Below are 25,159 nucleotides of genomic sequence, written 5' to 3' on the forward strand. Positions count from 1 at the left end.
ATAAGTGCTGTGAGGATAATCAGCTACAACCCGGCTTACCAGCGCTATTACACTTATTAACTAATTCATACAGTTGTCTGGGTATTTGACGTTGCAGTAATTTTCTTTTGTGCTGCCGGACTGCGGCGATACGCTTTTTTCTTCGTTGCCGTCCTGTTATACCCACCTTTTGCTGACTGCCGTTTTTTTGCAGATTTAGCTGACCAATTTACCGCTTTGCCGGCCCCCAACCCCTCAGGGGTAACTGCGCCTGCCTCAACAATTAACCGCTGCAGATGCTCAGTTAACGGTTGCATAAATGCCTGATAACTAAGCTGACGCTGACAAATATCGTTTAATGCAGCTTCCCAGCGCGCCGTCATATCCGGTAAAGAGGCCTCAAGCGGTAACGCCGTGATCAGGGCTTTACCGGCAATTGTTGCCCGAATGTGTTTGCCATCCCGTTGTAAGAAATTTCGTTTAAACAGCAACTCTATAATGCCTGAGCGGGTGGCTTCGGTTCCCAGGCCATCGGTGTCTTTCAGTACCCGCTTTATCTGTGGATCTTTTACATAACGGGCAATACCGGTCATCGCACATAATAACGTCGCATCGGTAAAGGGCGCCGGCGGCTGAGTTTGTTTTTCCAGCAGCTGGCTGTCCGTGCAGTGCAGCTGCTGCCCTACAGTAAGCTCAGGTAAACCGTGTTGCAGCGGCGGTTCATCGCCGCCAGTCCCGTCCGGGCCGTTGCGTCCGCTACCAGCACTGACTGGCAACAATGCCTTCCAGCCAGGCTCCAGCTGCTGTCGGGCCTTCGCTACAAAACAACCACCGGCAATCCGGAACTCTGCTTTCGTATCAGTAAAACGACAGGCAGGGTAGAACTGCATAAGATACTGACGGGCAATTAAACCGTAGAGCTTCTGCTCTGTCGCGGTCAGTCTGTCAGCTGACAAGGTTTTAGCGGTGGGAATAATGGCATGATGTGCCTCTACCTTGCTGTCATCCCAGGCCTTGCTTTTCAGCCGCAGGTTTGCGCCATCTAATGCACCCTTCAACCCGGGCATATTCGCTGCCACTGCCTGGCCCACTTTGTCAGCTTCGGTAAAATGGGCTGACGGCAGATAACGACAATCTGACCGCGGATAGGTTATCAGCTTGTGCCGTTCATACAGCTGCTGACAGCTGTCGAGTACCTGCTGAGCCGTTAACCCATAAGCTCTGGCCGCATCAATCTGCAGTGCAGACAAACTGTAAGGCAAGGGGGCATAGTGTTTTTTATCCTGCTGCTGCAGCGCTGTAACTTCGGCAGGTTGGCCTTTAACTGCCTGTTGGACTTTAACTGCCAGTGCCCGCAGTAACACCCTGCCTTCGCTATCCTGATAGGGCTCACAGGCCGCGCTGGGTTGCCATAATGCAACAAGGGTTGCGCCGTCTGCACTCGTCAGCTCTGCCTGCACCTGATAGTGGGTTACGCTGTTAAAATTGGCAATTTCTGCATCGCGGCGAACGACCAGACCCAATAACGGCGTTTGCACCCGGCCCACCGATAGTACGCCCTGATACCCGGCCAGTTTACCACGCAGAGTATAGGCGCGAGTCATATTTAACCCATACAGCCAGTCGGCCCGGCTGCGGGCCAGCGCAGAGGTGGAAAGTGGCACAAAATGCTTATTGGGCTGCAGCTGTTTTAACGCCTGGCGAATAGCCGCTGCATTAAGATCATTGATTAATAAACGTTTAACATTTTCACGCTTGGCGGCTGACACCTTGCACCAGGCAATAACTTCATCTACCAGCAACTGGCCTTCGCGGTCAGGATCACCGGCATGGATCAGTTGATCAGCCTGGCTGATCAACTTCTGCAACACGGTAAGCTGTTGTTGTGCCGACTGTCGTGCTTTTAACTGCCATTGCTGCGGAATAATAGGTAGATGCTCTGCCTGCCAGCGTTTATAATCAGGGTTGTAGTCTTGCGGTTCTGCCTGCTCCAGTAAGTGGCCGACACACCAACTGATAACGTCTCCATTGGCCAGGCGGATACAACCGTTATCCTTTTGCTGAGGTTTTGGCAGGGCGGCAGCAATTGCCCGCGCCATACTGGGTTTTTCAGCAATATATAGAATCATATCGACCACTCGTACTGTATAAATTAACAGTTAATTTAGTTGGTATGACAGATAAATGCAAAAATAATGTGATAAAAATTTAGTTTTTCGCCAAAAAAGACTACAGTATGCTTCTTGTGCTGTTTAAAGTTGTTCTGCAAAATCAAAGTAGTGAATCGGATGTATAACTATGACCCAATATAGTGAAGTCAAAAAGATCTGTGACGAATTGCAGCAAGCCGGCAAACCGGTGTCGCTTGATTATCTGTTGGCGAAAGTATCTGGCGCTCAGGCCAGTCTGGTTGTGCATTATCAGAAGTGGCGGAATGAGCAGGCTACCCGCACACCGACCGTCGCCGAAACCTCTTTCAGTGAAGACTTTGTCACGGCTTTTCAGCGCGAAGCTCAGCAACATGCCAGTAAACAACTTGAACAATTAAACGAACAGTTAGCCCAGGCTATTCAGGCTGAAGTGCAAGCTGCCGAACACAATCAGCAAATTCAGAAAGATCTAGAACAGTTACAGCAAAAACGGTCAGAGCTGGAAGTGAGCCTGGCCCATCAGCAGCAGCAGCTGGCGGTACAGGCAGAAAAATACAGCGCCGTAAAAGATGAGCGGGACCAGGCTTTACAGCACGCGAAAAGTCAGCAGCAGGAACTGGCCGAATCCAAGCAAATTCAGGAACAACATCAGATGCAGCTTGATCAGCTGCAAAAAGAGCTGGAAATTGCCGCTACTGAACGACAACAGCGTGAACAGCAGTTACAGAAAGAACTTGAAAATGCCGCTGCCGAGCTGCAAAAAGGCCAGCAGCAGCTGCAGCAGTTACAACAACAATTAACTGACATTAACGATAAACTGGCCGCCAGTGAACAGGCTGCTGCTAAAGCTGCCGATGAGCTAAAAGCCCTGCAACAAACTAATGAGCAATTGCAGCAAGAGTTGCAACAGCAAAGCGAGCAGCATAGTCAGCAGTTAGCCGGGCTGCAAAACCAGCTGGCCGAAGCAAGCACAGAGCAACAGGCTTTGCAGGACAAGCTGACCAGCGCCCTGGCGCTGGAGCAGGAACTGCAGGATCAGCAGCAACTGAACCAGCAGCAGCTGCAGGAATTAGAAAAGTTGCAGGCTAATGCCAAAAAATACGCTGCTGAGAAGCAACAAAACAGCAATGAAATTGTTGAACTACAGACCATGCTCAGCGAGTTTGAAAACAAGCTGCAACAGGCCACCAAAACTGAAATGCAGGCGGTCGCCCAAAGCCGCAGACTGCAACTGCAGCTGGATCAGTTACAACAAGCGCAACAAGACGGTGACAATGCGATTTCAGCTGCAGATAATGACCAGCAGGCAGCAATTATTGCCGAGCGCGACGAAGCATTACAGCAGGTCGCTGAAATGCAGGCGTTGCAGGCCAGTCTGACAGAAGAACGTGATGCCGCTTTGGATCAGGTAGCCATTGAACAGAAGCAACTGGCTAAATTGCAGTCGAAACAGCAACCCGATAATAATGCTGAACTTGAAGCAGCTCTGGCCGCGCAGCAACAATTGGTTGCTGATCATAAAGCCGCCATGGAAAGTCTGAAAGCAGAACGGGAAGCGGCCCAGCAGGAAGCAGATTCACAACGCAATCTGGTTAGTGAACTACAACAGCAAATAGACCATCTGCAACAGGTACAAAGTGAACAAGGCAGCGACCAGCCCGATTTACAGCAACTGGTCGATCAGCTGCGAGCCAGCAACAATATGATGAAAGAGCAAAGTGCTATCACTGCCAACCATCAGGCTGAACAGCGGGAAACCATCAAGCAACTGCGCGATGAATTGCAGCAACAGCGTGATCAGATGCAGGAGATGCTGGTCGATAAGAATGGCTGGAATAAACAAAAGCAGCAACTGGAAGAGCAAGTCAGCTTTGTAAAGAGCAATGCCACAGCCACTATTGAACGGTTGACCCGGTATCGGGAGCAGGCTCAGGAAAAAATCGAAAAGCTGGAGCAGAAATTGCGCGAACAGCAAAAAGACACCGCAAAGGCGCATTAAACCCTAAGTAACCGCCCGCCTTTCTATGGTTTTGCCGGCTTAAGCACGCTAAGCCGGCATCGCCTGTAAAAAATCTCATTGACTCATTTCAGGTACACTGCTAACTTCAGCTACAAATAATTAAAAAGTCCAACCTTATGCTAATTAAATCTGTTCGCTGTTTTATCTGCGTGGCCTTACTGTTTGGATCAGCAGATAGTTATGCCAGCGCCACCCCCTGGATGGAATTCAGCCAGCAAAACGGCCATGTTAAAGTGCCGGTTACCGTGGCACAGATTCCCGGCTATGCCATCTTAGATACCGGCGCTCAGGTAAATGCGATAAACAGCAGTTTTATCGGCAAAAATGAGTTAAAGCTCAATGCTGTTGGTAACATGAAAATACAGGGAGTGTATGGCACTGAGCAACGCACTACCTATAACGGCGTGCCAATCTCTTTACTGGGTATTGATACCAAACTGAATTCGCTGGTTGAAGTAAACCTCGGTTTTCATGAAAACGCGCTGTTACTGGGAGCGGGCTTTTTTAATATGTTTATTTTGCAGCTGGATTATCCCAACCAGAAACTGCGCTTCGTCAGCCATGATGCAGTTAATATGCGTAAGCTGAGAAATGTCCGGGCAGAGCAGGACAAAGGTAGTGGCATGCCGATTGTAGAAGTGGAAATAGCCGAGGGCAAAAAAGTCTGGCTGCTGCTGGATACCGGCAATAGTGGTGGTATGTTGATTGACCGGTTAGTGGCAGAGAGTCTGGGCTGGTTAGATGAACTGGAAGTGGAAACGCAGCTGAGTTCTGGCGTTAATAAAACGGCAGTAACTGAAAGTTTCCGGATCCCTGAATTTAAAATAGGTCCCTACGTGCTGGAAGACGTGTTAGTGTCGATACCTGCTGAAGGCGAAACCGCCAACCTGCAAAGCCAGCATTCTGCGTTGGGTTCCCGGATCCGCGGGCGCAAAGTACAAGGTCTGATTGGCTATGATGTATTGCAGCACTTTCTGATCACCATCGACTATAAGGGTGGCCATGTGCATATGAGCTTACCGCAATAAACAAAGGTAACTGGGCCTGCGAAGTTATGTTATACCGGCTACTGACAATCATACTATTATTGGGCATATCAACGGTGCTGCATGGTTGCAGTAGCCGCAATACCGTTGCGCAGCTTGCCGGCCACCCTGATAATGCAGCAGAGCTGCTGAAAACCAACCAACCTTTTCGTAATATGTATTACGGTAATATTCCTTACCCGGCGAATTGCGAGCAGGATTGTTACCAGCCTCATCCGCTATTGGCCTGTGAGGCACCGGCTGAACAATGTCGTTACACTGGTCCTCAACACATCCCTGAACTGAAAAGTGGTTTTACCGTGCATTGGCTCGGTCATGCCAGTTTTAGTATTCAAACCCCGGACGGCCAGTATGTGCTGCTTGACCCGGTTACCGGTCAGTTTGACTGGCCGGTAAGCTGGGCAGCGCATTTAACAGGTATTAAACAACGGCGCAGCACGCCGCAATTCAGCGCTGAACAATTACGTCGTGCTGATGCGGTTTTGTATTCACACCTGCATTATGATCATTTCAGCCTTCGCGACATTAAGCTAATTGGCACTGACGCCCATTACTACCTGCCGTATGGTATGGCATCGTATCTGCCGGCAGGCGGCTACAACGCCACAGAAATGGCCTGGTACAGCAGTGCAGAACAAGGCGAACTGACAATACATGCTCTGCCCGCCCGGCATTTCAACAGCCGTACCCTGAATGACGAAAACCGCGCACTCTGGGCAGGCTGGCTGATAGAACACGGTAACAGAAAGTTATTTTTTGCCGGTGATACCGGCTATTCACAGCATTTCAGCGATATTAAGCAAAGATTTGGCGAAATAGATATCTGCCTGCTGCCTATCGCCTCTTACCATGGCCCTAATTATCGCGCTGTGCATATGACACCGGAAGATGCGCTGATGGTCGGCAACGAGTTGGGCTGTAAAGTGATGATCCCCTGGGGGTATGGTAATGCCAGCTGGCAGATGGGCGATCACAGCTCTCATTCTCCGGTACTGCGTTTGCTGAATATGCAGCGGCAACTGAATAGTCAGGTGCCGCTGCTGATATTAAATGAAGGAGATAAAGTGGCATTATAAGCCAGCGCTTATTCCGCCACTGGCGCTAACTTTGCCCTGGCAGCCAGTTTATCGCCCAGTTTGCCGGTAACCGCCCACACACACAACGCGACCCAGGCGATGACAGAAAATCCCGCCGGTACATTTAGCAGCGCAATTTTACCGGCATGCCGGCGGTTCAGGAGCAGCGCCAGCAGGCTGGGTAAAAACCACACGGCCAGAAAAAACAGGCCAAACAGCAGCAGAAATACCCAATCAGCTTGTTGCCAGGCGTTGTTAAATATCGCGAAATAGCTTTGTATAGTTTCCATTTTTGAATCCTCTTTGTTGGTAATCAGTTCGTTAGTTTTGATACAGCGTGGGGTTACAGTTCAACTTTGGTTAGCGAAGCAAGTTGCGCTTTCAGGTCATCTACCTGCCAGGCTTTGCCTTGCTGCACCACGGTTTGCACGGTTGACAGGGCAGCGAGATCAGTTACCGGGTTGACCGGCAGCACAATAAAGTCGGCAACAAAACCCTCTGCCAGTTGCCCGGTATCGGTTAGCTGAAGGTGACGGGCACCGCCTGTCGTAGCCAGCTGCAATACCTGCCAGTTTGTCAGGCCCGCCGCCTGACTAAGCTGCAGTTCACGCAGATAAAAGGGGCCACTGGTCACGCTGTCGGTACCGATAGCCAGTGGCACACCAGCATCGTAAAGCCGCTTAAAAAACTGTTGTACTTTGGGTAGTTGCTGCTGCGCAGCTGCAAAGTCCTCTGCTGTCCAGTCATAGCTTGGCGCTGCCATTACCGCACGCCATCCTTTGCGCATTTGCGGATGAAACACCCACATATCGGTTTCCGGATAAAGTGCACCCAGCTCCCGGGAAAAGTAAAACAGTTCGTTGACGACCAGCGTGAGGTCTATCCGGGTTTGCTGTTTTTTAAGGGTGCGGATCAAGCGCTGCATTGGCTCACTGTCATAGTCAACGTACTGGAACCAGCTGTAGATAAATCTCTGATTAGCTGGGTTTTTCCTTTCAGCAAGATAAGCAGTTTTAGCGGCACCGGTTAACAGTTCAGCACTGGTTGGCAGGGCGTGAGTTAAAATATCAATCCCCGATTCTGCCCCGAACTGCCAGCTGACACTATCCAGATGCGCTACTGTTTGCAGACCTGCCTGATTAGCCAGCCGCACCCCCATTGCTACTTCTTCTTTGCTAAGACCCGCGTAAAGTTTGATGTAATCGACACCCTGCGCTTGTTGGCTGGCAATTTCCGCCTGCCAGCCAGCTTCATCTTTCGGATGGACAGAACCGCCTATAATCGGTGTCGGTTCAAAGATATAGCCTGCATAGCTGAGCTTTGGCCCTGGCCAGCTTCCCGCCTGCTGCTGACGCACATACTCAGCATTAGCCGCAGCTTCGCCTGCCGGGCTGAACGCTGTAGTCACCCCGCTGGCAAGCGTACTGATAGCATGATAACGGGTTATTTCGCTGTCGCCTTTCATCGTCAGTACCGGCTTGCCATCCTGCATCTCAACCCGGTGAGGGCCGGCAGTAAGGTGCAGGTGCACATCAATAAGCCCCGGCAATACATACTGATCCTGTAAATCAATTTGCGTCGCCGCTGCAGGTAAACTGCCCGATGCCTGCAGCTGGCCCGTTTGCACAATGCGGCCGTCTTTAACCAGCAGCCAACCCTCTGGCAGTTGCTGCTCCGTAGCCGGATTGATCAGGGTGGCATTGTAATACAGCACCGCGTCTTGCTCCGGGTTTAAAAGGCTGTCTGCGAAAGCGTGCGGCAGCGCTAAGCCGGCCATCAGGCAAACAAGTAGTGATTTTTTCATTGTTCTCATAGTAGGACTCTCCAATTTCAGCTGGTGAAAATGTGTTTTGTTTGTGGATTAAGTCGTGGTCTTTTTGTCAGCTGTTACAAAATTTTTTTATTTTTTTATGTAACACTTTGCCAACTCCGGCAGACTTACCAGTGACATAGTGATAACGTTTACCAAAAATAAGATATTGAACAGCGGGGCTTTTTTGACTCTATCTAATTCAGGCACAGCAACGCCGGAGCAGTTTTTACTGCAGCTATGGCAGCAAAATCAGCAGGCAATCAGCCGAACCCTGATGGCATCTGAAGCAGATCCGGCGGCACGGCAGGATTTAAAGCAGGATATTTTTCTGGCACTGCACCAGTCGGCTGCCAGGCTGCAGGCGGCAGAAATGCCACGAGCCTATCTGTTGCGCATTGTGCATAACGTGACGGTCGATCATATTGCCCGGGCGAAACGTCAGCAGTGGCAGGCACTGGATGAGGACACAGCACAGCAGCTGCAGCAGGACTGTCCGTCAACAGAAGTCGCTGAGCAACAACAGAGCCAGCAACTTATGCAGGCTGTTCGGCGCTTATCGCCTGCCAACCGTCAGGTGATGTTGCTGGCAATGGAAGATTTAGATGCACCGGAAATCGCAGAGATCCTGCAGATCAGCCACGGTGCAGTAAGGGTACGGCTTAACCGCGCCAAAACAGAACTAATGGAGTTAATGCAAAATGGCAGATAATTTTGACTTTGCCGCCCTGGCAAAAAGCTGGCAACAACAGACAACGCCTGCTGAAAATATGCCCGGTGAGGCAGATTTAGCCAGCGCCCGCCAGCGCCAGCGCCAGCAGAAACTGCTGATGTTGGGTGAATGGCTCGGCGCGTTGGTGATGGCTGCCGCCGCCTGCTGGTTGATATTAACCATGCCGGATGCCCTGGGTTATCTGGCGGCTGCATTTCTGGCGATGGGAGCGGTCAGCACCCTGTATATCAGCTGGCAGGTGCATCGGCCAATTCTGGCGTATGACAACTGGAGCAGTAGCGGGTTGTTGCAATTTCGCTGTCGTGCTTGCCGGTTAACATTGCAGTATTATCGCTATACCCAGCTGTCCTGCGTTGCCTTGATCCTGTTTGCTGTGGTGTTGTGGCTGTTACAGTGGTGGCAGCTTGCTGATGTCTCAACAGAGCTGTTGCTGTTTTACAGCCTGATTGTCTCGCCGTTGTGTTTATTTGCCCTATACCGGTTGCAGCAAAAAGCGCAGCAAAAAGCCGCTGAACTGGCGCACTTAGATAACTTGACAGAAGATTTTAATTTTATTAACGACGGCGACTAGGCAGCGGCGGCCAAAGCCGTTAATGTAACGTCTTTGTAAATTACAAGGAAGATGGATGAAATTCTGGCCGCTGTTTGCTGTATTCTTTGCTGCACTATTTTTTGCACTGAGTATGCCTGCTTTTAGTTATGAACCGGATCCTGAACAGGTACTGCGTTTTGAGCATTCACCTTTTAAAAATGTTCAGTTGAACTGTGAGCGCGACAAGGATGTTGTGCCCAAACGCAGTGAGCTGCAACTGGATAACTACGCCTTGCTGGCGGCCGACAATGGCGAGCGGGTGGCCATTATTACCCTGACTAATGCTGCCGGCGGCCAGCGCATTTTTAATCAGGATCATATCGTCGCCGTTATGGCAGATTGCGCCCGGATATTTCCACAGCAATTTGAAATACGCCTGGCACCCCGCCAGCAAACCACCTTACAAATTCACTTTGGCCGCACCTTACAACCGGTGCTGCAGCTTATCAGCAGCCAGTAGGGTTGGGGTCTGATCCGGATCCAGTCGCACGATAATATCGGCTACTGCCGGCAGCTGCTGCCAGCTGGCCTGAGTTAAGCGTTGAAACGGCAACATAAAGCGGGCCAGCTCAGGGTCAGTCATGCCGCTGCCACGCTGTTGCCATAATTGTTGTTCCTGTTTTGCCCGCCAGCGGCAGATGCAATCCCAGTCAGGTGCGTAAAGCCAGATCAGGGGTTTCAGTAAACGCCAGTAATCGGCGTAATCCGCCGCCAGCCGGGCATTAACATAACGGCGCCAGCGGCCATCAGCATCTGCTGTGGCTTCCAGCTGATTTAGCGGCTGCTTCAGCTCAGCCTCTGTTTGTGGCCGTACGCCTAAGCACCATCCCTCGACAATCAGCAAATCCAGCTGCTGCGCCGGCAAGATTGCGCCAGGTTGGTCCAGCGCTTTATCAAACTGCGGCAAGGCTACCGGCTGTCCGGCCAATACAGCCTGTACGTCGGCCATTGCCTGAGTAATATTATGGGTACCGGGCACGCCGCGCTGACGAAGCAGCGGATGAACCTGGTTTGCCAGTTGCTGGCGCTTTGCTTTATTCAGATAGTAATCGTCCAGCGACACCGCCGCAGCGTTAATACCCAACTCTGATAATTGTTGCACTAGCACTGCCGCCAGGGTGCTTTTACCGCTGCCCTGAGCGCCACTGATACCGATAACTGCCGGTCTGCCGCCTGCTGAGCAGCGGTAAGATTGCAGTTTCTGCACTAACTGGGCTAAGGTTGTCTGATAATCTGTGCTGGCGCGAAAGTCAGCCATCTGTAACCTCCGGATAACGATAATAACAATGAGTCTACTATGCTAAATGCCGCTGCCAAACCCTTAGTTAAACTGGTCGACCGTTACCTGCCCGACCCTTATATTTTTGTGTTACTGCTTAGCATAGTGGTGTTTGTCGCTGCGGTAGTATTGGAACAGCAAAGCCCGTTGCAGGTACTGCAATTCTGGGGAGATGGCTTCTGGGGCCTGCTGACATTCTCGATGCAGATGCTGTTGGTGCTCGTTACCGGCTTTATGCTGGCCAGTACGCCACTGGTAACCGGCCTGCTAAGTCGCCTGGCAACGCTGGCTAAAACAGCCGGCCAGGCCATTATTTTGGTAACCGTGGTCTCGCTGATGGCCAGCTGGCTGAACTGGGGTTTTGGCTTAGTGGTCGGCGCCTTATTTGCCAAAGCACTGGCCCGCCAGCTGCAAGTAGATTACCGCTTACTGGTCGCCAGCGCCTATTCCGGCTTTATTGTCTGGCATGGCGGCCTGGCCGGCTCTATTCCGCTGACTATTGCCACCCCCGGTCACTTTACTGAAGCTCAAATTGGCATTATTCCCACCAGCGCCACTATTTTTGCCGGCTTTAACCTATTATTAGTCGCCCTGCTGTTTCTGGTAATACCGCTGGTCAATTACCTGATGCAACCCAAAGCGGGCGATAGTGTGTATGTTGACCCGGCAAAAATACAGGACGAGGTATTGCCACAAAGCAGCAATGACCGCCCGGCCGATAAACTGGAAAACAGCCTGCTGCTTGCCTGGCTGGTGGGCTTTGCCGGCCTTGCCTATCTGCTGCAGTATTTTAGCAGTGGCGGCGGCTTAAATCTGAATATCGTTAATTTCCTGTTTTTATTTCTGGCTATCGTATTGCACGGCACGCCCAGGCGCTTATTGCACAGCCTGCAACAGGCGATACAGGGCGGTGCCGGTATTGTTATTCAGTTTCCGTTTTATGCCGGCATTATGGCGATTATGGTGCAGTCGGGGCTGGCACAAAGTATGTCACAGTGGTTTGTCAGCTTTGCCACCGCCGAAACGCTGGCGTTCTGGAGCTTTATCAGTGCCGGTATTGTCAATATTTTCGTGCCCTCCGGTGGTGGCCAATGGGCGGTGCAGGCGCCGATAATGCTGCCTGCAGCACTGGAACTGGGCGCCGATGTGAACCGGATTGCCATGGCTGTCGCCTGGGGCGATGCCTGGACCAATTTAATTCAGCCATTCTGGGCTTTACCGGTACTGGCGATTGCCGGCTTAAAAGCCAAAGATATTATGGGCTTTTGCCTGCTGCAGCTGCTGATAACCGGCATTATTATCAGCTTGGTGCTGAGCTTTGCCTGATTAAAACTTAACCGGTGCCCAGCCCCAACTGCCATTGCTGCATCAGTGCCGCCAGTGCCTGTGCGCCGGGCTCCGGGTTGGCGCTTAAGGCAGAAAATACCCCATGCTGATCGGCAGCGCTTCTGTGCTGGCCCAGTTTAAGCTTGCCGGTAAGTTCGGTAACAGTCACTTTTACGCCAACGATGCCCGCAGCCAGTTTTTGCTGATACGGCTCTGGCATTTTGGCTATCGCAGCGGCCACATCGGGTTCATACTTGGCTATCTGCTGTGCCAAATGCGCCAGGGTTGCCGCTTCAGCCAGCAATTCGGTCTGGCCCTGCACCTGGGCAACGGCGTAGTTCCAGGTGGGTACCGCCTGGTCGCTTTGATACCAGCGCGGCGAAATATAGCCATGCGGGCCGCTGAAGGTAATCAGCACCTGTTGCTGCGCCAATTGGCGCCAATGGGGGTTTTGCCGGGCAATATGGCCATAAAGCACGCCATGCTCACCTTCATCGCGCTGAAGTAGCCAGGGCAAATGGCTGCAGAAAAATGGCGTACTGATAAGAGTGCCAAAACTGTGTTGTTCAATAAAATCATGCAGCGCATTTTTATCCGAAAAGGCCATTTGCGGCGGGCAATACAGCATCGCTTACTCCTTGCGTGCTATCGCAAATGCATTGCCTAGCGGGCTGAAACCGACTTTGGGATAATATTCCATCGCCGCTGGCGCACTTAGCAGCAGTTGTTGCACCTGTGGCCCGGTAACCCGCTGCACTTCTGCCAGCAGCCTGGCACCGATGCCCTGTTGCTGCCAGGCTTTATCCACCAGCAAATCGGCGATATACACCACAAAGTTATAATCGGTTAGGCAGCGGGCCAGCCCTACCAGCTGGTTATCCTGGCGCGCCGTAACAATTAAATTGGCGTGTTTTAACATACCCTGCATCCGCTCAGGCTGATGCGTCGGCCGATTAATGCCTGACGCAACATATAAGGCAATAGCCTCGTCCAGCTGAACTTCAGTGACCACCGATAAAGATACTGACATTGTATTTCTCCTGTTGTGCTAATTCCTATTGTGTCTGGCGCTATTGCACCGCTAAACTGGCTTGCTATAAATAACCAGTTTTGATAAATGGAGCAGTCCAGTTGCGCAGAGAAGGATGTTTATGTCACGGTTAAATACCGATGCATTACAGTTAACTGGTGGCGGCGGGCTTTATCAGCAGCTGTATCTGAATATGCGCCAATTGTTGTTAAGCGGTCGCTGGCCCGCCGGTGCTTTGCTGCCATCAGAACGGCAACTGGCTGCCGATTTGGCGCTTAGCCGCAGCACGGTGCAACAGGCACTGCAGCAACTGGTCGCAGAGGGCTATCTTGAGGCACAACAGGGTCGGGGCTATCAGATTGTTGAGGCGTTGCCGGATGGTTTCTTTACCGCCAGCGCTACTGCTGTGGCCGCCAGCACTGGCTTAGCCACGCAGGATTATGGCTTAACCGCCAAAGCCCCAGGCTACAGCGGCCAATTGCAGCCTGGGGTGGCCAATGTGCAGCACTTCCCGTTCAGGCAGTGGCAGCAACTGTTGCAGCGTCATGCTAACCGCACGGTGTTATGTGGTATGGCTGATCCATCAGGTTACCCGCCGCTGCGACAGGCGCTGGTACAGTATCTGCGTCAGTCGCGGCAACTGGTTTGCGACGACAATACGGTGTTGATTACGGCCGGCGCCCAGCAGGCGTTGTTTATCGCCGCCAAACTGGTTGCCGCCAGTCAGCAAGCGGTATTGATGGAATCGCCGGGCTACCCCAGACTTAAACAGGCATTGCAACTGGCAGAGCTGGATATTGGCTTTGTACCGGCGGCCAGCAGCAGCGGCCTAAACCCGGCCAGTTTACCGCTCGCCAGTAACGCCAAAGCATTGTTTCTTACCCCATCTCATCAATACCCTTGTGGTGGCATTATGCCGCTAAGCCAGCGCATGGCGTTGCTGAGCTGGGCCCGCACTGAACACTGCTGGCTGGTTGAGGATGACTATGACAGCGAGTTTCAGTACCGGCACCGGCCCATCGCCAGTTTGCAGGGCCTGGCCAACGGCCAGGGTGTACTGTTTGCCGGCTCATTTAGTAAAACCCTGTTCCCGGCACTACGGCTCGGATATCTGGTCGTGCCCGCTGAACTTGCCGGCCGGGCCAGTGCTATTTTGCAGGCACTGCAGGGAGATGTGCCGTTGCTGCCGCAGGCTGTACTGGCCGATTTTATCAGTGAGGGGCACTTTAACCGTCATCTGCGCAAAATGCGCCGCGTCTATCAGCAACAAAAACAACTGGCTGTGCAATTACTGCAGCAGCATTTTCCGGCAGCTACCTTACTGGCGCAGGATGCCGGGCTGCATCTGACCCTGCTGCTGCCGGGCCTGACTGATGATGTCAGATTGTGTCAGCACCTGAACCAGCATGGCTTTAAAGTACAGCCATTCAGCCGTTACTGTTTTTTAAACGAGCCGCAGCGGGGTCTGGTGATTGGGATCGCCGATGCGGATGAAACCCGGCTAATCCAATTAATAGGCCTGCTGAAAGCGCAGCTGCTGCATTGTTCCTGAAATAATATTTACCCTGCCAGATAGCAATGGTATTGATAATCGTTATCATTACTGTATGATCATCGCCAAATTCGGAGGTGAGTATGCAGTTAACCATGAATAAATTAAAACTGGCCATCGCGGTCCAGCTGGCTTGTCTGCCAGCAGCGACTTTTGCTGCAGTAGCAGAAAATGACAATGAGAAAACCATTGAAACCCTTACCGTGCGTGGTCAGTACACGGTAAATGAAACCATTGATACCGCCACCGGCCTGGGGTTAACCCTGCTGGAAACCCCGCAATCAGTCAGCGTAATGACAGCGCAGCGGATTAAAGATTTAGATATCAGTTCAATTGCCGATGCGGTAACGCAAACGCCGGGGCTGACATCAAAATCCTTTGACAGCACCCGTAACACTTTCAGTGCCCGTGGTTTTGATATCGATAAATTTCAGCTGGACGGCGTACCTATGGCCTGGAGCCTGGCCGGTGACTCTGGTGAAACCATAACCGATGTCGCCATTTATGAACGGATAGAAGTGGTGCGCGGTGCCACCGGTCTGCTGACCGGCGTTGGTGAACCCTCAGCCTCTATTAACCTGGTACGCAAGCATGCCAATGCCCGCGAATTAAGTGGCAGCATCGAAGGCGATATTGGCAGTTGGAATCAGCGCCATATCACTGCTGATATCAGCACACCACTGATTAGCGACGGCAATATCCGGGCCCGGCTGGTTGCGAAGAAGGAAAACAGCGACAGCTTCCGCGATTTGGCAAAAGAGGATAAAACTGTGCTGTACGGCGTAGTGGATGCTGACTTTGACCACGGCTTATCGCTAAGCCTGGGTAGCAGCTATCAGGATAACAACCCTACCGCCTCTACCTGGGGCGCCTTACCGCCGTTGTTTTCTAACGACACGCCAACTGACTGGGACAGAAGCACCACTACAGCGGCCGACTGGACCCGCTGGGATTCCACCAGTAAAAACCATTTCGTCAGCCTGCTGAAACAGTTTAATAACGGCTGGCAACTCAAGGCCAACTACAACCATAACAAAAACACCGCAGACACCCGCCTGCTGTACATCTACGGCGCCGCTGATATCGATACGGGTGAAGGCCTGATTGCCTGGCCATATAACAGTGAAGGCTTCAGCAAGCAGGACAGTCTGGACATTCAGTTACAGGGCAGCTATAGCTTGCTGGGCCGTGAGCACGAAGTAGTATTCGGTGCGTTGCACAGTAAACAGCAGTCTGAAGTACTGGTGTATGCTGCGCTGGAATGGCCGGGTACCGGTAACTTCTATAACTGGGACGGAAGTGTGGCCGAGCCTGGCTGGGCCGCCACCCCGACTAAAGATGTCGACCTGGATACTGAGCAGCAAGGGCTGTATGCGGCAACCCGCTTTGCCTTGACGGAACAATTAAAGCTGATTGCCGGTGGCCGTTACACTAAATGGGATCGTTCCGGCACTAACTATGGTGCGGTCCAGAATTTTGGCGACAACCAGTTTGTGCCCTATGTTGGCCTGACGTACCAGTTAACAGACAACCATATGTTGTACGCCAGTCACACCGAAATTTTTATGCCGCAAAATGCCTATGACCGCAACGGTGATTTCCTGGATGCCGTAACCGGCAGCAACCAGGAAGTTGGCTTGAAAAGCAGTTATCTGGACGGCGCCTTACAAACCGCGGTTGCGGTATTCAGCATTGAGCAGGACAATTTGGCCCAGGCCGATGCGGCCTACAATGACCCGGAGAATAATTTTTTCCCGTCTTTTGCCGCCAAAGGTGCCACCAGTAAAGGCTTTGAGCTGGAAGTGATTGGCCGGGTAAATGACAGTTGGAATATCAGCGCCGGCTATTCACAGTTTACAGCTGAAGATCGCAACGGTGCAGATATTAATGTTAATCACCCCCGCAAGAAACTGAACCTGTTTTCCACTTATGAGTTTTTCGATATGCTGGCCGGCTTAACCGTCGGAGCGGGTGTCAGTTGGGAGAGTGAATCGTACAGTGATGTGCTACCACTATTGCTGAGCGATCAAACCTATCAGATAAAACAGGACAGCTTTATGCTGGCCAGTCTGATGGCACGCTATGAGATTAACAAACAATTTTCGCTGCAGCTGAATGTGCATAACCTGTTTGATGAAACCTATTACAACGGTCTAACTCAACAGTATAACTATGGTGCACCACGTAACTTCAGCCTCGGCGCTACCTGGTCGTTTTAAACTGCAAGAGACCAAGAAAAATGGCCGCGATTGCGGCCATTTTTGTCTGTGTAATCTGATAAACTTTGCAGCCGGCTAGAAGTTATACCGCAGATTAGCACTAATCGCCCGGCGCTGACCGTAGAAACAATCGCCACGAGCCAGGCAGGAAGTAATCACCGTTTTGTCAGTAATATTCTGCGCCTGCAGGCTAAGGCTGTATGCGCCAAAGTTATAACCGACCATCGCATCGAACAGCGTATAGCTGGCAGTGGTCAGCGGCTGGTTTAATACCTCACCGTTTTGCTCAACATAAGCAGTACCGTCTGACGTTTCACCGACATAACGCACGCCGGCGCCAAACTGCCAGTTAGCCAGTGCGGCCGGGCGCCAGGTAGCCCAGATTGATGCTAAATGATCCGGCTGCGCCGATAACGCCGCACCCAACTCACCTACCGTATTGCTCTGACTGACATAAGCATCTATGTAAGCATAGCTGGTATAGATATCCAGCTCATCCCATGCCAGCTGGGCCTCCAGCTCAAGTCCTTTTGACGTTACTTCACCCTCCTGCACCTGGCCATTAGGGTTAATAACCGCCGGATCTGTAGCCTGGGCCGCAGATAGCGTCGTGGTACGGTTTTGCTCGGTAATATCAAACACTGCGGCGGTTAACAGGTGCTCAGTACCCTTGGGTTGATATTTTAAACCCGCTTCCCATTGCTGGCCTGTTTTCGGCACAAAAGCCTTGCCAAACGCATCTGTGCCCAGCAAGGGCTCAAACGATTCGCTGAAACTCAGATAGGGTGAAATACCACCATCAAATAAGTACATTACCCCCAGCCGGCCAGTGGTGGCATGTTGGGTAGTACTGCGGCTAATTTGCGGATTGGTGGTGGCGCGGTCCCGACGCAGTGCTGCCGATAACAGCCACTTATCAGCGATTTTCATATTATCCTGTAAATAAACCCCGGCCTGATAGGTAGTACTGGCCGGGCTGTCAGCGATATCAGCTGCTGTCGGCAGATTAGCAACCTGACCATACACCGGGTTGTATAAATCCAGTAAACCGCCTGTTGCCGCATAAAAACTGTCGTTATCGGTATAGGCATGCTGATAATCAAAACCGGCTACCAGGCTGTGCTGAACAGTACCGGTATCAAATTTACCATGCAGCTGCAAATCACTGGTCAGGGCCCGCGCATCGGCATCACTCAGGTACACCACCCGGTTAACACTGCGGTTATCGTCCTGTAGCACCGGCGGCCAGCCATACATCGTATGGTAATCGGCATGGCTGTCACTGTAACGGCTGGCCAGTCGTAGTTGCCAGTCGTTAGAAAAATCATGCTCAACAATTGCCGTTACTGCAGTTTGTTCAGTATCGTACTTATCAAAACCCGGCTCTGAGACAAAGCGGTTACTTGGGATCTGACCAAATTCGTTGGGTAAAATAGTGCCCTGATGCGGGAAGAACTGGGTGCTGGAGCCAGATTCGTTCTGCTGATAATTTGCCAGCAGAGTAAGTTTGGTCGCGTCGGTAGCCTGCCAGCTTAACGACGGTGCTATTACAACACTGTTATCCGGCACAAAGTCGGTCTGGGTGTTACTCTCGCGCCACAACGCCACCAGACGGCCCTGCAAAGAAGCATCAGCATTAAGAGCACCAGTAATATCGCCGGCCAGTTGCTTACGTGAATAATTGCCCAGTTGCGCCCACAGCTGACCACTGGTAACCGGCTCTGGTTTTTTGCTGACCAGATTAACAATACCGCCAATTGAGCCCTGACCATACAATACGGAGCTGGGGCCTTTTAAAATTTCAATTTGCTGCAGCGTATAAGGCGCTACCCGCACATTATTGTAATAGCCAAACAACGATTTTAAGCCATCCAGATATTGCACCGGCGACACACCGCGAATTTGCGCCCAGTCGCCGCGGGTATCCAGGCCATAAGGACCGTTGTATAAACCTGACACATAGCCCAGGGCGTCCTGCACTGTCAGCGCGCCAAGGTCAGCAATCCGCTCTTCGGTCAGCACCGTCACTGACAGCGGCGTTTCAATAATCGGCGTATCTGATTTGGTGCCAGAGGCGCTGACATAAGAAATCAGGCCACGCTGACTTTTTACCGTGATCACCTCTATCCCAGCCTCACCGGCACTGCTGCTTTGCTGGCTTTTATCGGCGGCAATAGAGGGCAGAGCGAGTGCCATGGCAATGCTACCGGCTAATACTGAATACTTCATGCTGACATTTCCTTGTGTTAAAAACTGCCGGCATTCTAAATGCAAATAACTCTCAATTACAACAATGTTGATAATAATTCCTATTAAGATTATTATGACGCCCTTGTATTAACTTCAGCGACAACTTCACGGGCAAGGCTCACATGGCAAAACTCAGCAATCGTTTCTGGTTTCAATTACATGGCTGGTTTTCATTGCCAATCTGGCTGATTTTCTGCTTTGTCTGCCTGAGTGGCACAGTGGCGGTGTTCAGCCATGAACTTACCTGGCTGACTAACCCGGCTGCCCGCGCCAGCAACCCGGATAACCTGCCGGCCAAACCGGTAGCAGAGCTGGTTGCTAGCGTGCAACAGGCTTATCCGACGGCCGATGTTGGCAGTGTGATGCTGTTTGAACCTTATCTGGTCAATGCCGTTATTTTTACCGACCACGACAAGCCGTTTGCCATTGCCTACGTTAATCAGTACAGCGGCGAGATTCAGCAGATTAATGAAGGCATGACCTTTATTAACTTTATGCGCAGTCTGCATGGCTGGTTGTTGTTTCCATGGCAAAGTGGCTACAGCGTCGGCTATTACCTGGTGTCGGCAATGGCTATTGTCATGCTGGGCGCCTTAGTTACTGGCCTGGTGATCTACAAAAACTTCTGGCGCAGTTTTACCCGGCCAAAGGTGCGCTTGCATCAGGGCAAAAAAACCGTGCTGACCGATCTGCACCGTTTAGCAGGCGTCTGGTCAATCTGGTTTTTAATGGTGATGAGCGCTACCGGCTTGTGGTATCTAATCCAGGCCGTAATGTGGCATGCCGATATTGATATTGAGCCGCACGCGCCGCTGGTGGCCGCTGAGCAATTGCCGGCAACCGCACAAGCACCTGTGGTCAGCTTTGCTGATGCGATGCAGATTGCCCAGCAACGTTTCCCGGAGTTTCAGCCAAGCTTTTTAATGTTGCCGGAGCATAATCGCGGCATGTATACGCTGATGGGCGGCGGCGACCATATTTTTTATGACCAGTATTCCTACAACCTGAGCATTAACCCCTGGACCGGTGAGATTGCCCAGCAGAAATCGCCGGAATCGATGACCGCGCTGCAAACAGTAATGCATATTGCCGACCCGTTGCATTACGGCACCCTTGGCGGGATCTGGACTAAGGCCATCTGGTTTCTATTTGGTTTGTTATTATCGGGCATGTCGATGACCGGCTTTATGATCTGGGGCAGCCGCACCGTTAAAGCCGTGCGGGAGAGCCGCAACGCAACTTATCTGCAGGAGGTGCCGGATGGCGCACAGTAACCGTTTCTGGCAACGGCATAAGTTTAAATTAAATGGCCTGGTGCTACTGCTGCCAATCTGGTTTTTGTACGACTCACTGACACCGGAATTCCCACCGGCCTGGCCGGCACAGCAACTGGGGCAATTTGAAATTGCGCCGATGCCGCTGGATTTAAAACCGCCCTATGCTCACCACGATCAGTATGTGAAAGATTTTTACTTAAGCTTTAGTCAGGGCGACATTGCCAGTATCCGCCAGGGGTATCTGAATATCGGCCCGGTACCACTACCACTGCCAGAGCTGCAGCAGGACGAAGAGGGCATTTTACATGGCAGCCGCCATGGCCAGCATGTGCATGCTATCGCGCCGTCGCAGCTCACAGCCACCGATAAAGTCTGGCTTACCCTGCAAACCTGGCAGGGCGAGGTGCTAACGACGAGCTGGCCGTTGCCTGCGCAATTACTGGCAGCAGAATAAGCTACAGCCATTAACCGCAACCTTGAATTGTCGTGGCAGTGACCGGATATCCTGTTTATCGTTTGAGTAAAATAACAGGAGCAGCACTATGCAACATGTCGTGATTACCGGCGGTAATAAAGGAATTGGTCTGGCGCTGGTGAAGCAGTATCTGGCAAATGGCGACAAGGTATCGGTGCTTTGCCGCCAGCCTTCAGCCGAGCTGGCCGATTTGGACGTGACCCTGTACAGCGGCGTTGAACTGAGTGAGCCGGAGAAAATTAAAGAAATTGCGGCTAAATTCGCCGAAAACAGCATAGATGTGCTGATTAACAACGCCGGCATTTTCTGCAACGAAACCCTGGATAACTTTAACGACGAAACCATTTTAAAGCAGTTTCAGGTAAACAGTATTGCCCCTTTGCTGCTCAGCCAGCAGCTGCTGGGCGCACTTAAAGACGGCGGCAAAATAGCGATGATCACCAGCCGGATGGGCTCTATCAGCGATAACAGCTCCGGCAGTTACTATGGCTACCGGATGGCCAAAGCGGCGTTAAATGCCGGCAGTATGTCGCTGGCGAAAGATCTGACGCCACGCAAAATCAGTGTCGGTATTTATCACCCGGGCTATGTCCAGACCGAGATGGTCAGCTATGGCGGTGATATCAGCCCTGATGAAGCCGCCCGCCGTTTACGTGGCCTGATAAGCGAGCTGAGCCCGGCTAACAGCGGCAAGTTTTACCACAGCAATGGCAGCGAGTTACCCTGGTAAGCATTAAAAAGCCGGCCCGGGTTAGCGGGCCGGCAAAGCGGCATTGGCTCTGAGAAAAGGTCACAGATCAAAGCCGTTAACGCTGGTTTGCTGGTAAAATTTAATGCTTACTGTCCAACAGCGCCTGCAATTGTTGCAGCTGATCTTTAGTAAGCTCGGCGTTTTCCAGCAAATGCTTAATAGCGCTGAAGCTGTGTTCACCCACTTCACGCTGAATTTCAATGTGTCTTAACTTTGCATGCTCGCCGGCGCGGCGGTGAATTTCAATCAGTTGCTGCTCCTCGGCGTCCTCACCCTGCTTGCGGATAACAATATGCTGGATCCCATCATGGTCCTGCCAGCTGACTTTTGGCGGATGTGGCGGCATTGGCGGTACCGGTGGTGCCTCTGTTAACAATTTTTCCAGTTTATGCCGCTGCTCCGGCGCTAATTCAGCACTGAATTGCTGCCACTCTTCACTATCGCGCCAGTTTTCACCGCTGAAGCGCCACTCTTTTTTCTCGCCGTCCTGCATCACCACAATCCGGGTTTCGTGCTCGGTCTCCGGCGCAGGCTGCTCTGCTATTGCCTGAGGTAAGGCACAGCCGGTTAATAAAGTAATCAGTGCGGCACTAAGTAGGCTAATTTTCATGTTATTGCTCCTTCCGTTTATCGGTTGTTCTGCGTTGCTGTCAGCAGGATAATGAAAGTTTAATGCCACTATTTTTAACTTTAAATATCAATAACTTAAAATGGCCAATTAGCAGGACATCCCGTTATCTGCATTGCCAACTCCCGATATCGGGATATTTTTGCTGACAAATAGCCCTGGTCAGGCCTGCCCCTGCCGGCGGCGGCCAGCAACAGCGACTTTGGCAAACTGGCACAGTGGTTGTAAGCTAGCCGGTATCTGAATACTTTTTTGTGTGGTTTTATGTCAATCCGGCTGGCATTAAGTTTAGGTATCATCTGTTTATTATTGCTAATGGCACTAAGCCAGATATGGCTGGTACGGCTGTTTCAGGGCCAGATAGAACAGCAAATCAGCAGCAGTAGCAGTGAAATGACCCGGGTGGTGCTGGCGCAAACGGCAAGCCAGCTGGAAGAGATAGTCAGACATCCGCCACCACCACCGCCACCGCCGGCGCCCGGAACAGCGCCCAGGCAGCGTCAGGTGCAAATCATTGAAATAGAACGGGACGGTAAACGGTTGAATATTGAAGAGCTTGCCGAAGCCAGCAGACACGAGCAACTGGCGGTAGAGCGTATTCTGGCCCAGATAGATGCGGAAAAACTGCACGCCCGGGCTGCCCAGTTGCGCCACAGCAGCCGTTACTATGACGCCAACCCGCTGATCGCCAGATTTACCCAATACACCATGTTGCTAATTGCTGCCAGCACCGCACTGGCCATGCTGATTGCGCTGTGGCTGGGCCATCGGCTTATTCAGCCTTTGCAGCGGTTAGTTGCCGGCTTTAAGCAGTTGCAACATGGCCGGCTTGGCCAGCAGGTAGCCGTGGCGGGTTTGACAGAATACCGCTATGTCAGCGAGCAGTTTAATCAGATGAGTAGTCAGTTAGCCGCACTGGCCGCCCAGGCAGAGCAACATCAGCAACAGCAGCACCTGGCGGAGCTGGGTGAAATAAGCCGCGGTATGGTGCATGCATTGCGTAACCCTATTCACACCTTAAGTTTACTGCTGGAGCAGGTGGCCAGCAGTGACGACCCTGAGTTACGCCAGCGGTTAAGCGAGCAGGCCGAGCAGAAAATGCAGCATATCAACCGCAACCTGACGGCGATGTTAACCCTGAGCTGTGCCGACATTGATCGCAGCCAGCAAGTATTGCTGCAGAATGTACTGGATGATTTGCTACTGGAATTCAGCAGTGACCAGCTGCGCTTTGTCGTTAGCGGCGATAGCCAGGCCAGTGTGGCCGGCGCCGAAGCCGAATTACGCAGTATTTTTCATACTTTACTGGCCAACGCCGTTGAAGCCTGTGGTGGCAAAGGCCAGATTAGTATCGATGTGCAAACCACAGCGCAGCAGTTACAGGTAACAATTTGCGACGACGGCCCAGGGCTTAGTGCCGATATTGTGCCGCGACTATTCAGCCCGCATTGCTCCAGCAAGGCAGATGGTGCCGGCATGGGGCTGTATATCAGCAGCCGGCTGCTGAAGCTGTATTATCAGGGGTCGATTGAACTGAAAAACCGGCCGCAGGGCGGTTGCTGCGCTATTGTCACTCTTAGCGAAGCATTTACCGGCGTATCTGGCGGAGCAGCGCAATGACGGCAACTATCCTGCTGGTAGAAGATGATAACGAACAGCGCCAGCTACTTGGCAAGCTGTTGCAGGGTGAGCAGTATCAGGTATTCAGCGCCGCGACCGTGGAAGATGCGCTGGTGCTGCTAAAACAGCAGCCACAAATTGAGCTGGTATTCAGTGACTGGAAGCTGGGCAATTACACCGGCTTAACCATTTTAAATTATGTGCGCACCAACCTGCCGGAACTGGGTTTTGTCGTCGCAACGGCCTATGGCTCAGTCAGCCATGCGGTCGAGGCTATCCAGGCCGGGGCCGATGACTACTTAACCAAGCCTTTTAAACGCCAGGAACTGCTGCTGGCCGTTAGCAAGGGGTTAACCGCCAAGTGGTTGCGCAGCCAGAATCGCCAGTTAAGCCAGCAGCTTAGCGAGCAACGCCAGCTGGTCGATTTAGTTGGTAAAGCGCCCTGCATGCAGCAGTTGTTTCAGCGGATTAACCGGGTATCGAACAGCGATGCTACTGTGCTGATCAGTGGCGAAAGCGGTACCGGCAAAGAGCTGGCAGCCCGGGCGCTGCATCAGCTGTCGTCCCGCTGCAAAGGGCCTTTTATTGCCATTAACTGTGGCGCCATCCCTGAGCAACTGGCTGAAGCAGAGCTGTTTGGCGCGGAAAAAGGCGCCTACACCGGCGCGCATCAGGCGAAAGCCGGTAAGTTTGAAGCGGCAGCCGGCGGCACCTTATTTCTGGATGAAGTGGCCGAACTGCCGTTAAGCCTGCAGGCAAAATTACTGCGCCTGCTGCAGGAAGGTAAAGTCACCCGGCTGGGCAGCCATCAGGAGATCACGCTCGATCTGCGGTTAATCGCCGCCAGCCATCAGGACTTAGCCCAGGCTGTACAGGAGGGTCGCTTTCGGGAAGACTTATATTACCGGTTAAATGTGGTCCCCATGCATATGCCGGCACTGCGTCAGCGCAGCGAGGATATTCCGCAGTTAATTCAGCATTTTCTGCAAATCAGCCAGCAGCGTTATCAGCTTGATGCACCCGCCTTAACCAAAGCGACGCTGAAACAACTAATGGATTACCCCTGGCCGGGCAATGTGCGCGAGCTGGCCAACCGGATTGAACGCTTTGTATTACTGGGCGATGAGCAGGAGCTGCTGGCAGGGTTAACCACCAGCGCAGCCAGTCCCGGCCAGTTTGTATTGCCGGCGGAAGGGCTGAACTGGCAGCAACATGAACGCGATTGCCTGTTACAGGCTTTGCAACGGGCAGACGGCAATAAAGCCCAGGCCGCCAAACTGTTGCAATTGCCCTATAAAACCCTGTTATACCGGCTGGATAAATACCAGCTGAATTAACAGGGCCGC

The 25,159-nt window shown here is 52.1% G+C and carries 22 protein-coding genes; 14 read left to right on the forward strand and 8 right to left on the reverse strand.

Going from position 1 to position 25,159, the window contains the following annotated elements; genetic code table 11:
* Positions 1-65: 65 nt before the first annotated feature.
* Entirely contained in the window at positions 66-2,108 is a 2,043-nt protein-coding gene (locus R3187_RS06315; RefSeq protein WP_318965842.1) for a DNA topoisomerase III, read from the reverse strand.
* Positions 2,109-2,277: 169 nt separating this feature from the next.
* Here R3187_RS06315 and R3187_RS06320 point away from each other — a divergent pair, with 169 nt between their 5' ends.
* The 3 genes from R3187_RS06320 to R3187_RS06330 all read left to right on the forward strand — a co-directional run bounded on the left by R3187_RS06320 (position 2,278) and on the right by R3187_RS06330 (position 6,271).
* Positions 2,278-4,128, forward strand: coding sequence for a DNA-binding protein (locus tag R3187_RS06320; protein ID WP_318965843.1), 1,851 nt, complete (start codon positions 2,278-2,280; stop codon positions 4,126-4,128).
* 137 nt (positions 4,129-4,265) lie between these two features.
* Positions 4,266-5,177: a pepsin/retropepsin-like aspartic protease family protein gene (locus tag R3187_RS06325; protein WP_318965844.1), complete on the forward strand. Its 912-nt coding sequence runs from the start codon at positions 4,266-4,268 to the stop codon at positions 5,175-5,177.
* Between the two features lie 26 nt (positions 5,178-5,203).
* Positions 5,204-6,271 carry an MBL fold metallo-hydrolase gene (locus R3187_RS06330; protein WP_318965845.1) on the forward strand — a complete coding sequence of 356 codons (1,068 nt, stop codon included), beginning with the start codon at positions 5,204-5,206 and terminating at the stop codon, positions 6,269-6,271.
* 8 nt (positions 6,272-6,279) lie between these two features.
* On the opposite strand, the gene R3187_RS06335 is transcribed toward R3187_RS06330, so the two are convergent.
* Positions 6,280-6,561, reverse strand: a complete 282-nt coding sequence (locus tag R3187_RS06335; protein ID WP_318965846.1) for a superinfection immunity protein — start codon at positions 6,559-6,561, stop codon at positions 6,280-6,282.
* Positions 6,562-6,614: 53 nt separating this feature from the next.
* A complete protein-coding gene (locus R3187_RS06340; protein ID WP_318965847.1) occupies positions 6,615-8,075 on the reverse strand; it encodes an amidohydrolase family protein in 1,461 nt (486 codons plus the stop codon).
* A 193-nt stretch (positions 8,076-8,268) separates the two neighbouring features.
* Between R3187_RS06340 and R3187_RS06345 the strand changes: the two genes are divergently transcribed.
* Genes R3187_RS06345 through R3187_RS06355 form a run of 3 tightly spaced genes read left to right on the forward strand, consistent with a single transcriptional unit; the run spans position 8,269 to position 9,866 of the window.
* Positions 8,269-8,793, forward strand: a complete 525-nt coding sequence (locus R3187_RS06345; RefSeq protein WP_318965848.1) for an RNA polymerase sigma factor — start codon at positions 8,269-8,271, stop codon at positions 8,791-8,793.
* Positions 8,783-9,385, forward strand: coding sequence for a hypothetical protein (locus tag R3187_RS06350; RefSeq protein ID WP_318965849.1), 603 nt, complete (start codon positions 8,783-8,785; stop codon positions 9,383-9,385). Before R3187_RS06345 ends, R3187_RS06350 begins: the two co-directional genes overlap by 11 nt.
* Before the next feature lie 55 nt (positions 9,386-9,440).
* On the forward strand, positions 9,441-9,866 hold the full coding sequence (locus R3187_RS06355) for a hypothetical protein (RefSeq protein ID WP_318965850.1): 426 nt from the start codon (positions 9,441-9,443) through the stop codon (positions 9,864-9,866).
* Here the strand turns inward: R3187_RS06355 and R3187_RS06360 are convergent.
* The gene (locus R3187_RS06360; protein WP_318965851.1) at positions 9,831-10,664 is read right to left on the reverse strand and encodes a kinase; all 834 of its coding nucleotides are present in this window, start codon (positions 10,662-10,664) and stop codon (positions 9,831-9,833) included. The genes R3187_RS06355 and R3187_RS06360 overlap by 36 nt on opposite strands.
* A 39-nt stretch (positions 10,665-10,703) precedes the next feature.
* Between R3187_RS06360 and R3187_RS06365 the strand changes: the two genes are divergently transcribed.
* Positions 10,704-12,011, forward strand: coding sequence for a short-chain fatty acid transporter (locus R3187_RS06365; RefSeq protein ID WP_318965852.1), 1,308 nt, complete (start codon positions 10,704-10,706; stop codon positions 12,009-12,011).
* Between the two features lie 7 nt (positions 12,012-12,018).
* Here R3187_RS06365 and R3187_RS06370 read toward each other — a convergent pair whose 3' ends face one another.
* A complete protein-coding gene (locus R3187_RS06370) occupies positions 12,019-12,639 on the reverse strand; it encodes an FMN-binding negative transcriptional regulator (RefSeq protein WP_318965853.1) in 621 nt (206 codons plus the stop codon).
* Positions 12,640-12,642: 3 nt separating this feature from the next.
* Entirely contained in the window at positions 12,643-13,041 is a 399-nt protein-coding gene (locus tag R3187_RS06375) for a GNAT family N-acetyltransferase (protein ID WP_318965854.1), read from the reverse strand.
* A 121-nt stretch (positions 13,042-13,162) separates the two neighbouring features.
* Here R3187_RS06375 and R3187_RS06380 point away from each other — a divergent pair, with 121 nt between their 5' ends.
* A complete protein-coding gene (locus R3187_RS06380; protein WP_318965855.1) occupies positions 13,163-14,593 on the forward strand; it encodes a PLP-dependent aminotransferase family protein in 1,431 nt (476 codons plus the stop codon).
* A 95-nt stretch (positions 14,594-14,688) separates the two neighbouring features.
* Positions 14,689-16,812, forward strand: coding sequence for a TonB-dependent siderophore receptor (locus tag R3187_RS06385; RefSeq protein ID WP_318965856.1), 2,124 nt, complete (start codon positions 14,689-14,691; stop codon positions 16,810-16,812).
* Between the two features lie 75 nt (positions 16,813-16,887).
* Here R3187_RS06385 and R3187_RS06390 read toward each other — a convergent pair whose 3' ends face one another.
* Positions 16,888-19,041 carry a TonB-dependent siderophore receptor gene (locus tag R3187_RS06390; RefSeq protein WP_318965857.1) on the reverse strand — a complete coding sequence of 718 codons (2,154 nt, stop codon included), beginning with the start codon at positions 19,039-19,041 and terminating at the stop codon, positions 16,888-16,890.
* Between the two features lie 143 nt (positions 19,042-19,184).
* Here R3187_RS06390 and R3187_RS06395 point away from each other — a divergent pair, with 143 nt between their 5' ends.
* The 3 genes from R3187_RS06395 to R3187_RS06405 all read left to right on the forward strand — a co-directional run bounded on the left by R3187_RS06395 (position 19,185) and on the right by R3187_RS06405 (position 21,544).
* Positions 19,185-20,336 (forward strand): PepSY-associated TM helix domain-containing protein, encoded by a 1,152-nt coding sequence (locus tag R3187_RS06395; RefSeq protein ID WP_318965858.1) that lies wholly within the window; start codon positions 19,185-19,187, stop codon positions 20,334-20,336.
* The gene (locus R3187_RS06400; RefSeq protein WP_318965859.1) at positions 20,323-20,793 is read left to right on the forward strand and encodes a hypothetical protein; all 471 of its coding nucleotides are present in this window, start codon (positions 20,323-20,325) and stop codon (positions 20,791-20,793) included. Before R3187_RS06395 ends, R3187_RS06400 begins: the two co-directional genes overlap by 14 nt.
* 88 nt (positions 20,794-20,881) lie before the next feature.
* Entirely contained in the window at positions 20,882-21,544 is a 663-nt protein-coding gene (locus tag R3187_RS06405) for an SDR family oxidoreductase (protein ID WP_318965860.1), read from the forward strand.
* Between the two features lie 100 nt (positions 21,545-21,644).
* Here the strand turns inward: R3187_RS06405 and R3187_RS06410 are convergent, their stop codons facing one another.
* Entirely contained in the window at positions 21,645-22,175 is a 531-nt protein-coding gene (locus R3187_RS06410) for a hypothetical protein (RefSeq protein WP_318965861.1), read from the reverse strand.
* 282 nt (positions 22,176-22,457) lie between these two features.
* On the opposite strand from R3187_RS06410, the gene R3187_RS06415 reads away from it, so the two are divergent.
* Together R3187_RS06415 and R3187_RS06420 are read left to right on the forward strand one after the other, a co-directional pair.
* Entirely contained in the window at positions 22,458-23,813 is a 1,356-nt protein-coding gene (locus tag R3187_RS06415) for a HAMP domain-containing sensor histidine kinase (protein ID WP_318965862.1), read from the forward strand.
* The gene (locus R3187_RS06420) at positions 23,810-25,150 is read left to right on the forward strand and encodes a sigma-54 dependent transcriptional regulator (RefSeq protein WP_318965863.1); all 1,341 of its coding nucleotides are present in this window, start codon (positions 23,810-23,812) and stop codon (positions 25,148-25,150) included. Before R3187_RS06415 ends, R3187_RS06420 begins: the two co-directional genes overlap by 4 nt.
* Positions 25,151-25,159: the final 9 nt, after the last annotated feature.

The sequence above is a fragment of the Arsukibacterium sp. genome (assembly GCF_033721375.1).
Lineage (GTDB): Bacteria > Pseudomonadota > Gammaproteobacteria > Enterobacterales > Alteromonadaceae > Alishewanella.

Bases quoted from the DNA above. Each gene is read 5' to 3' on its own strand.
- R3187_RS06315 (WP_318965842.1), bottom strand. From the start codon at position 2,108: ATGATTCTATATATTGCTGAAAAACCCAGTATGGCGCGGGCAATTGCT.
- R3187_RS06320 (WP_318965843.1), top strand. From the start codon at position 2,278: ATGACCCAATATAGTGAAGTCAAAAAGATCTGTGACGAATTGCAGCAA.
- R3187_RS06325 (WP_318965844.1), top strand. From the start codon at position 4,266: ATGCTAATTAAATCTGTTCGCTGTTTTATCTGCGTGGCCTTACTGTTT.
- R3187_RS06330 (WP_318965845.1), top strand. From the start codon at position 5,204: ATGTTATACCGGCTACTGACAATCATACTATTATTGGGCATATCAACG.
- R3187_RS06335 (WP_318965846.1), bottom strand. From the start codon at position 6,561: ATGGAAACTATACAAAGCTATTTCGCGATATTTAACAACGCCTGGCAA.
- R3187_RS06340 (WP_318965847.1), bottom strand. From the start codon at position 8,075: ATGAAAAAATCACTACTTGTTTGCCTGATGGCCGGCTTAGCGCTGCCG.
- R3187_RS06350 (WP_318965849.1), top strand. From the start codon at position 8,783: ATGGCAGATAATTTTGACTTTGCCGCCCTGGCAAAAAGCTGGCAACAA.
- R3187_RS06355 (WP_318965850.1), top strand. From the start codon at position 9,441: ATGAAATTCTGGCCGCTGTTTGCTGTATTCTTTGCTGCACTATTTTTT.
- R3187_RS06360 (WP_318965851.1), bottom strand. From the start codon at position 10,664: ATGGCTGACTTTCGCGCCAGCACAGATTATCAGACAACCTTAGCCCAG.
- R3187_RS06365 (WP_318965852.1), top strand. From the start codon at position 10,704: ATGCTAAATGCCGCTGCCAAACCCTTAGTTAAACTGGTCGACCGTTAC.
- R3187_RS06370 (WP_318965853.1), bottom strand. From the start codon at position 12,639: ATGCTGTATTGCCCGCCGCAAATGGCCTTTTCGGATAAAAATGCGCTG.
- R3187_RS06375 (WP_318965854.1), bottom strand. From the start codon at position 13,041: ATGTCAGTATCTTTATCGGTGGTCACTGAAGTTCAGCTGGACGAGGCT.
- R3187_RS06380 (WP_318965855.1), top strand. From the start codon at position 13,163: ATGTCACGGTTAAATACCGATGCATTACAGTTAACTGGTGGCGGCGGG.
- R3187_RS06385 (WP_318965856.1), top strand. From the start codon at position 14,689: ATGAATAAATTAAAACTGGCCATCGCGGTCCAGCTGGCTTGTCTGCCA.
- R3187_RS06390 (WP_318965857.1), bottom strand. From the start codon at position 19,041: ATGAAGTATTCAGTATTAGCCGGTAGCATTGCCATGGCACTCGCTCTG.
- R3187_RS06395 (WP_318965858.1), top strand. From the start codon at position 19,185: ATGGCAAAACTCAGCAATCGTTTCTGGTTTCAATTACATGGCTGGTTT.
- R3187_RS06400 (WP_318965859.1), top strand. From the start codon at position 20,323: ATGGCGCACAGTAACCGTTTCTGGCAACGGCATAAGTTTAAATTAAAT.
- R3187_RS06405 (WP_318965860.1), top strand. From the start codon at position 20,882: ATGCAACATGTCGTGATTACCGGCGGTAATAAAGGAATTGGTCTGGCG.
- R3187_RS06410 (WP_318965861.1), bottom strand. From the start codon at position 22,175: ATGAAAATTAGCCTACTTAGTGCCGCACTGATTACTTTATTAACCGGC.
- R3187_RS06415 (WP_318965862.1), top strand. From the start codon at position 22,458: ATGTCAATCCGGCTGGCATTAAGTTTAGGTATCATCTGTTTATTATTG.
- R3187_RS06420 (WP_318965863.1), top strand. From the start codon at position 23,810: ATGACGGCAACTATCCTGCTGGTAGAAGATGATAACGAACAGCGCCAG.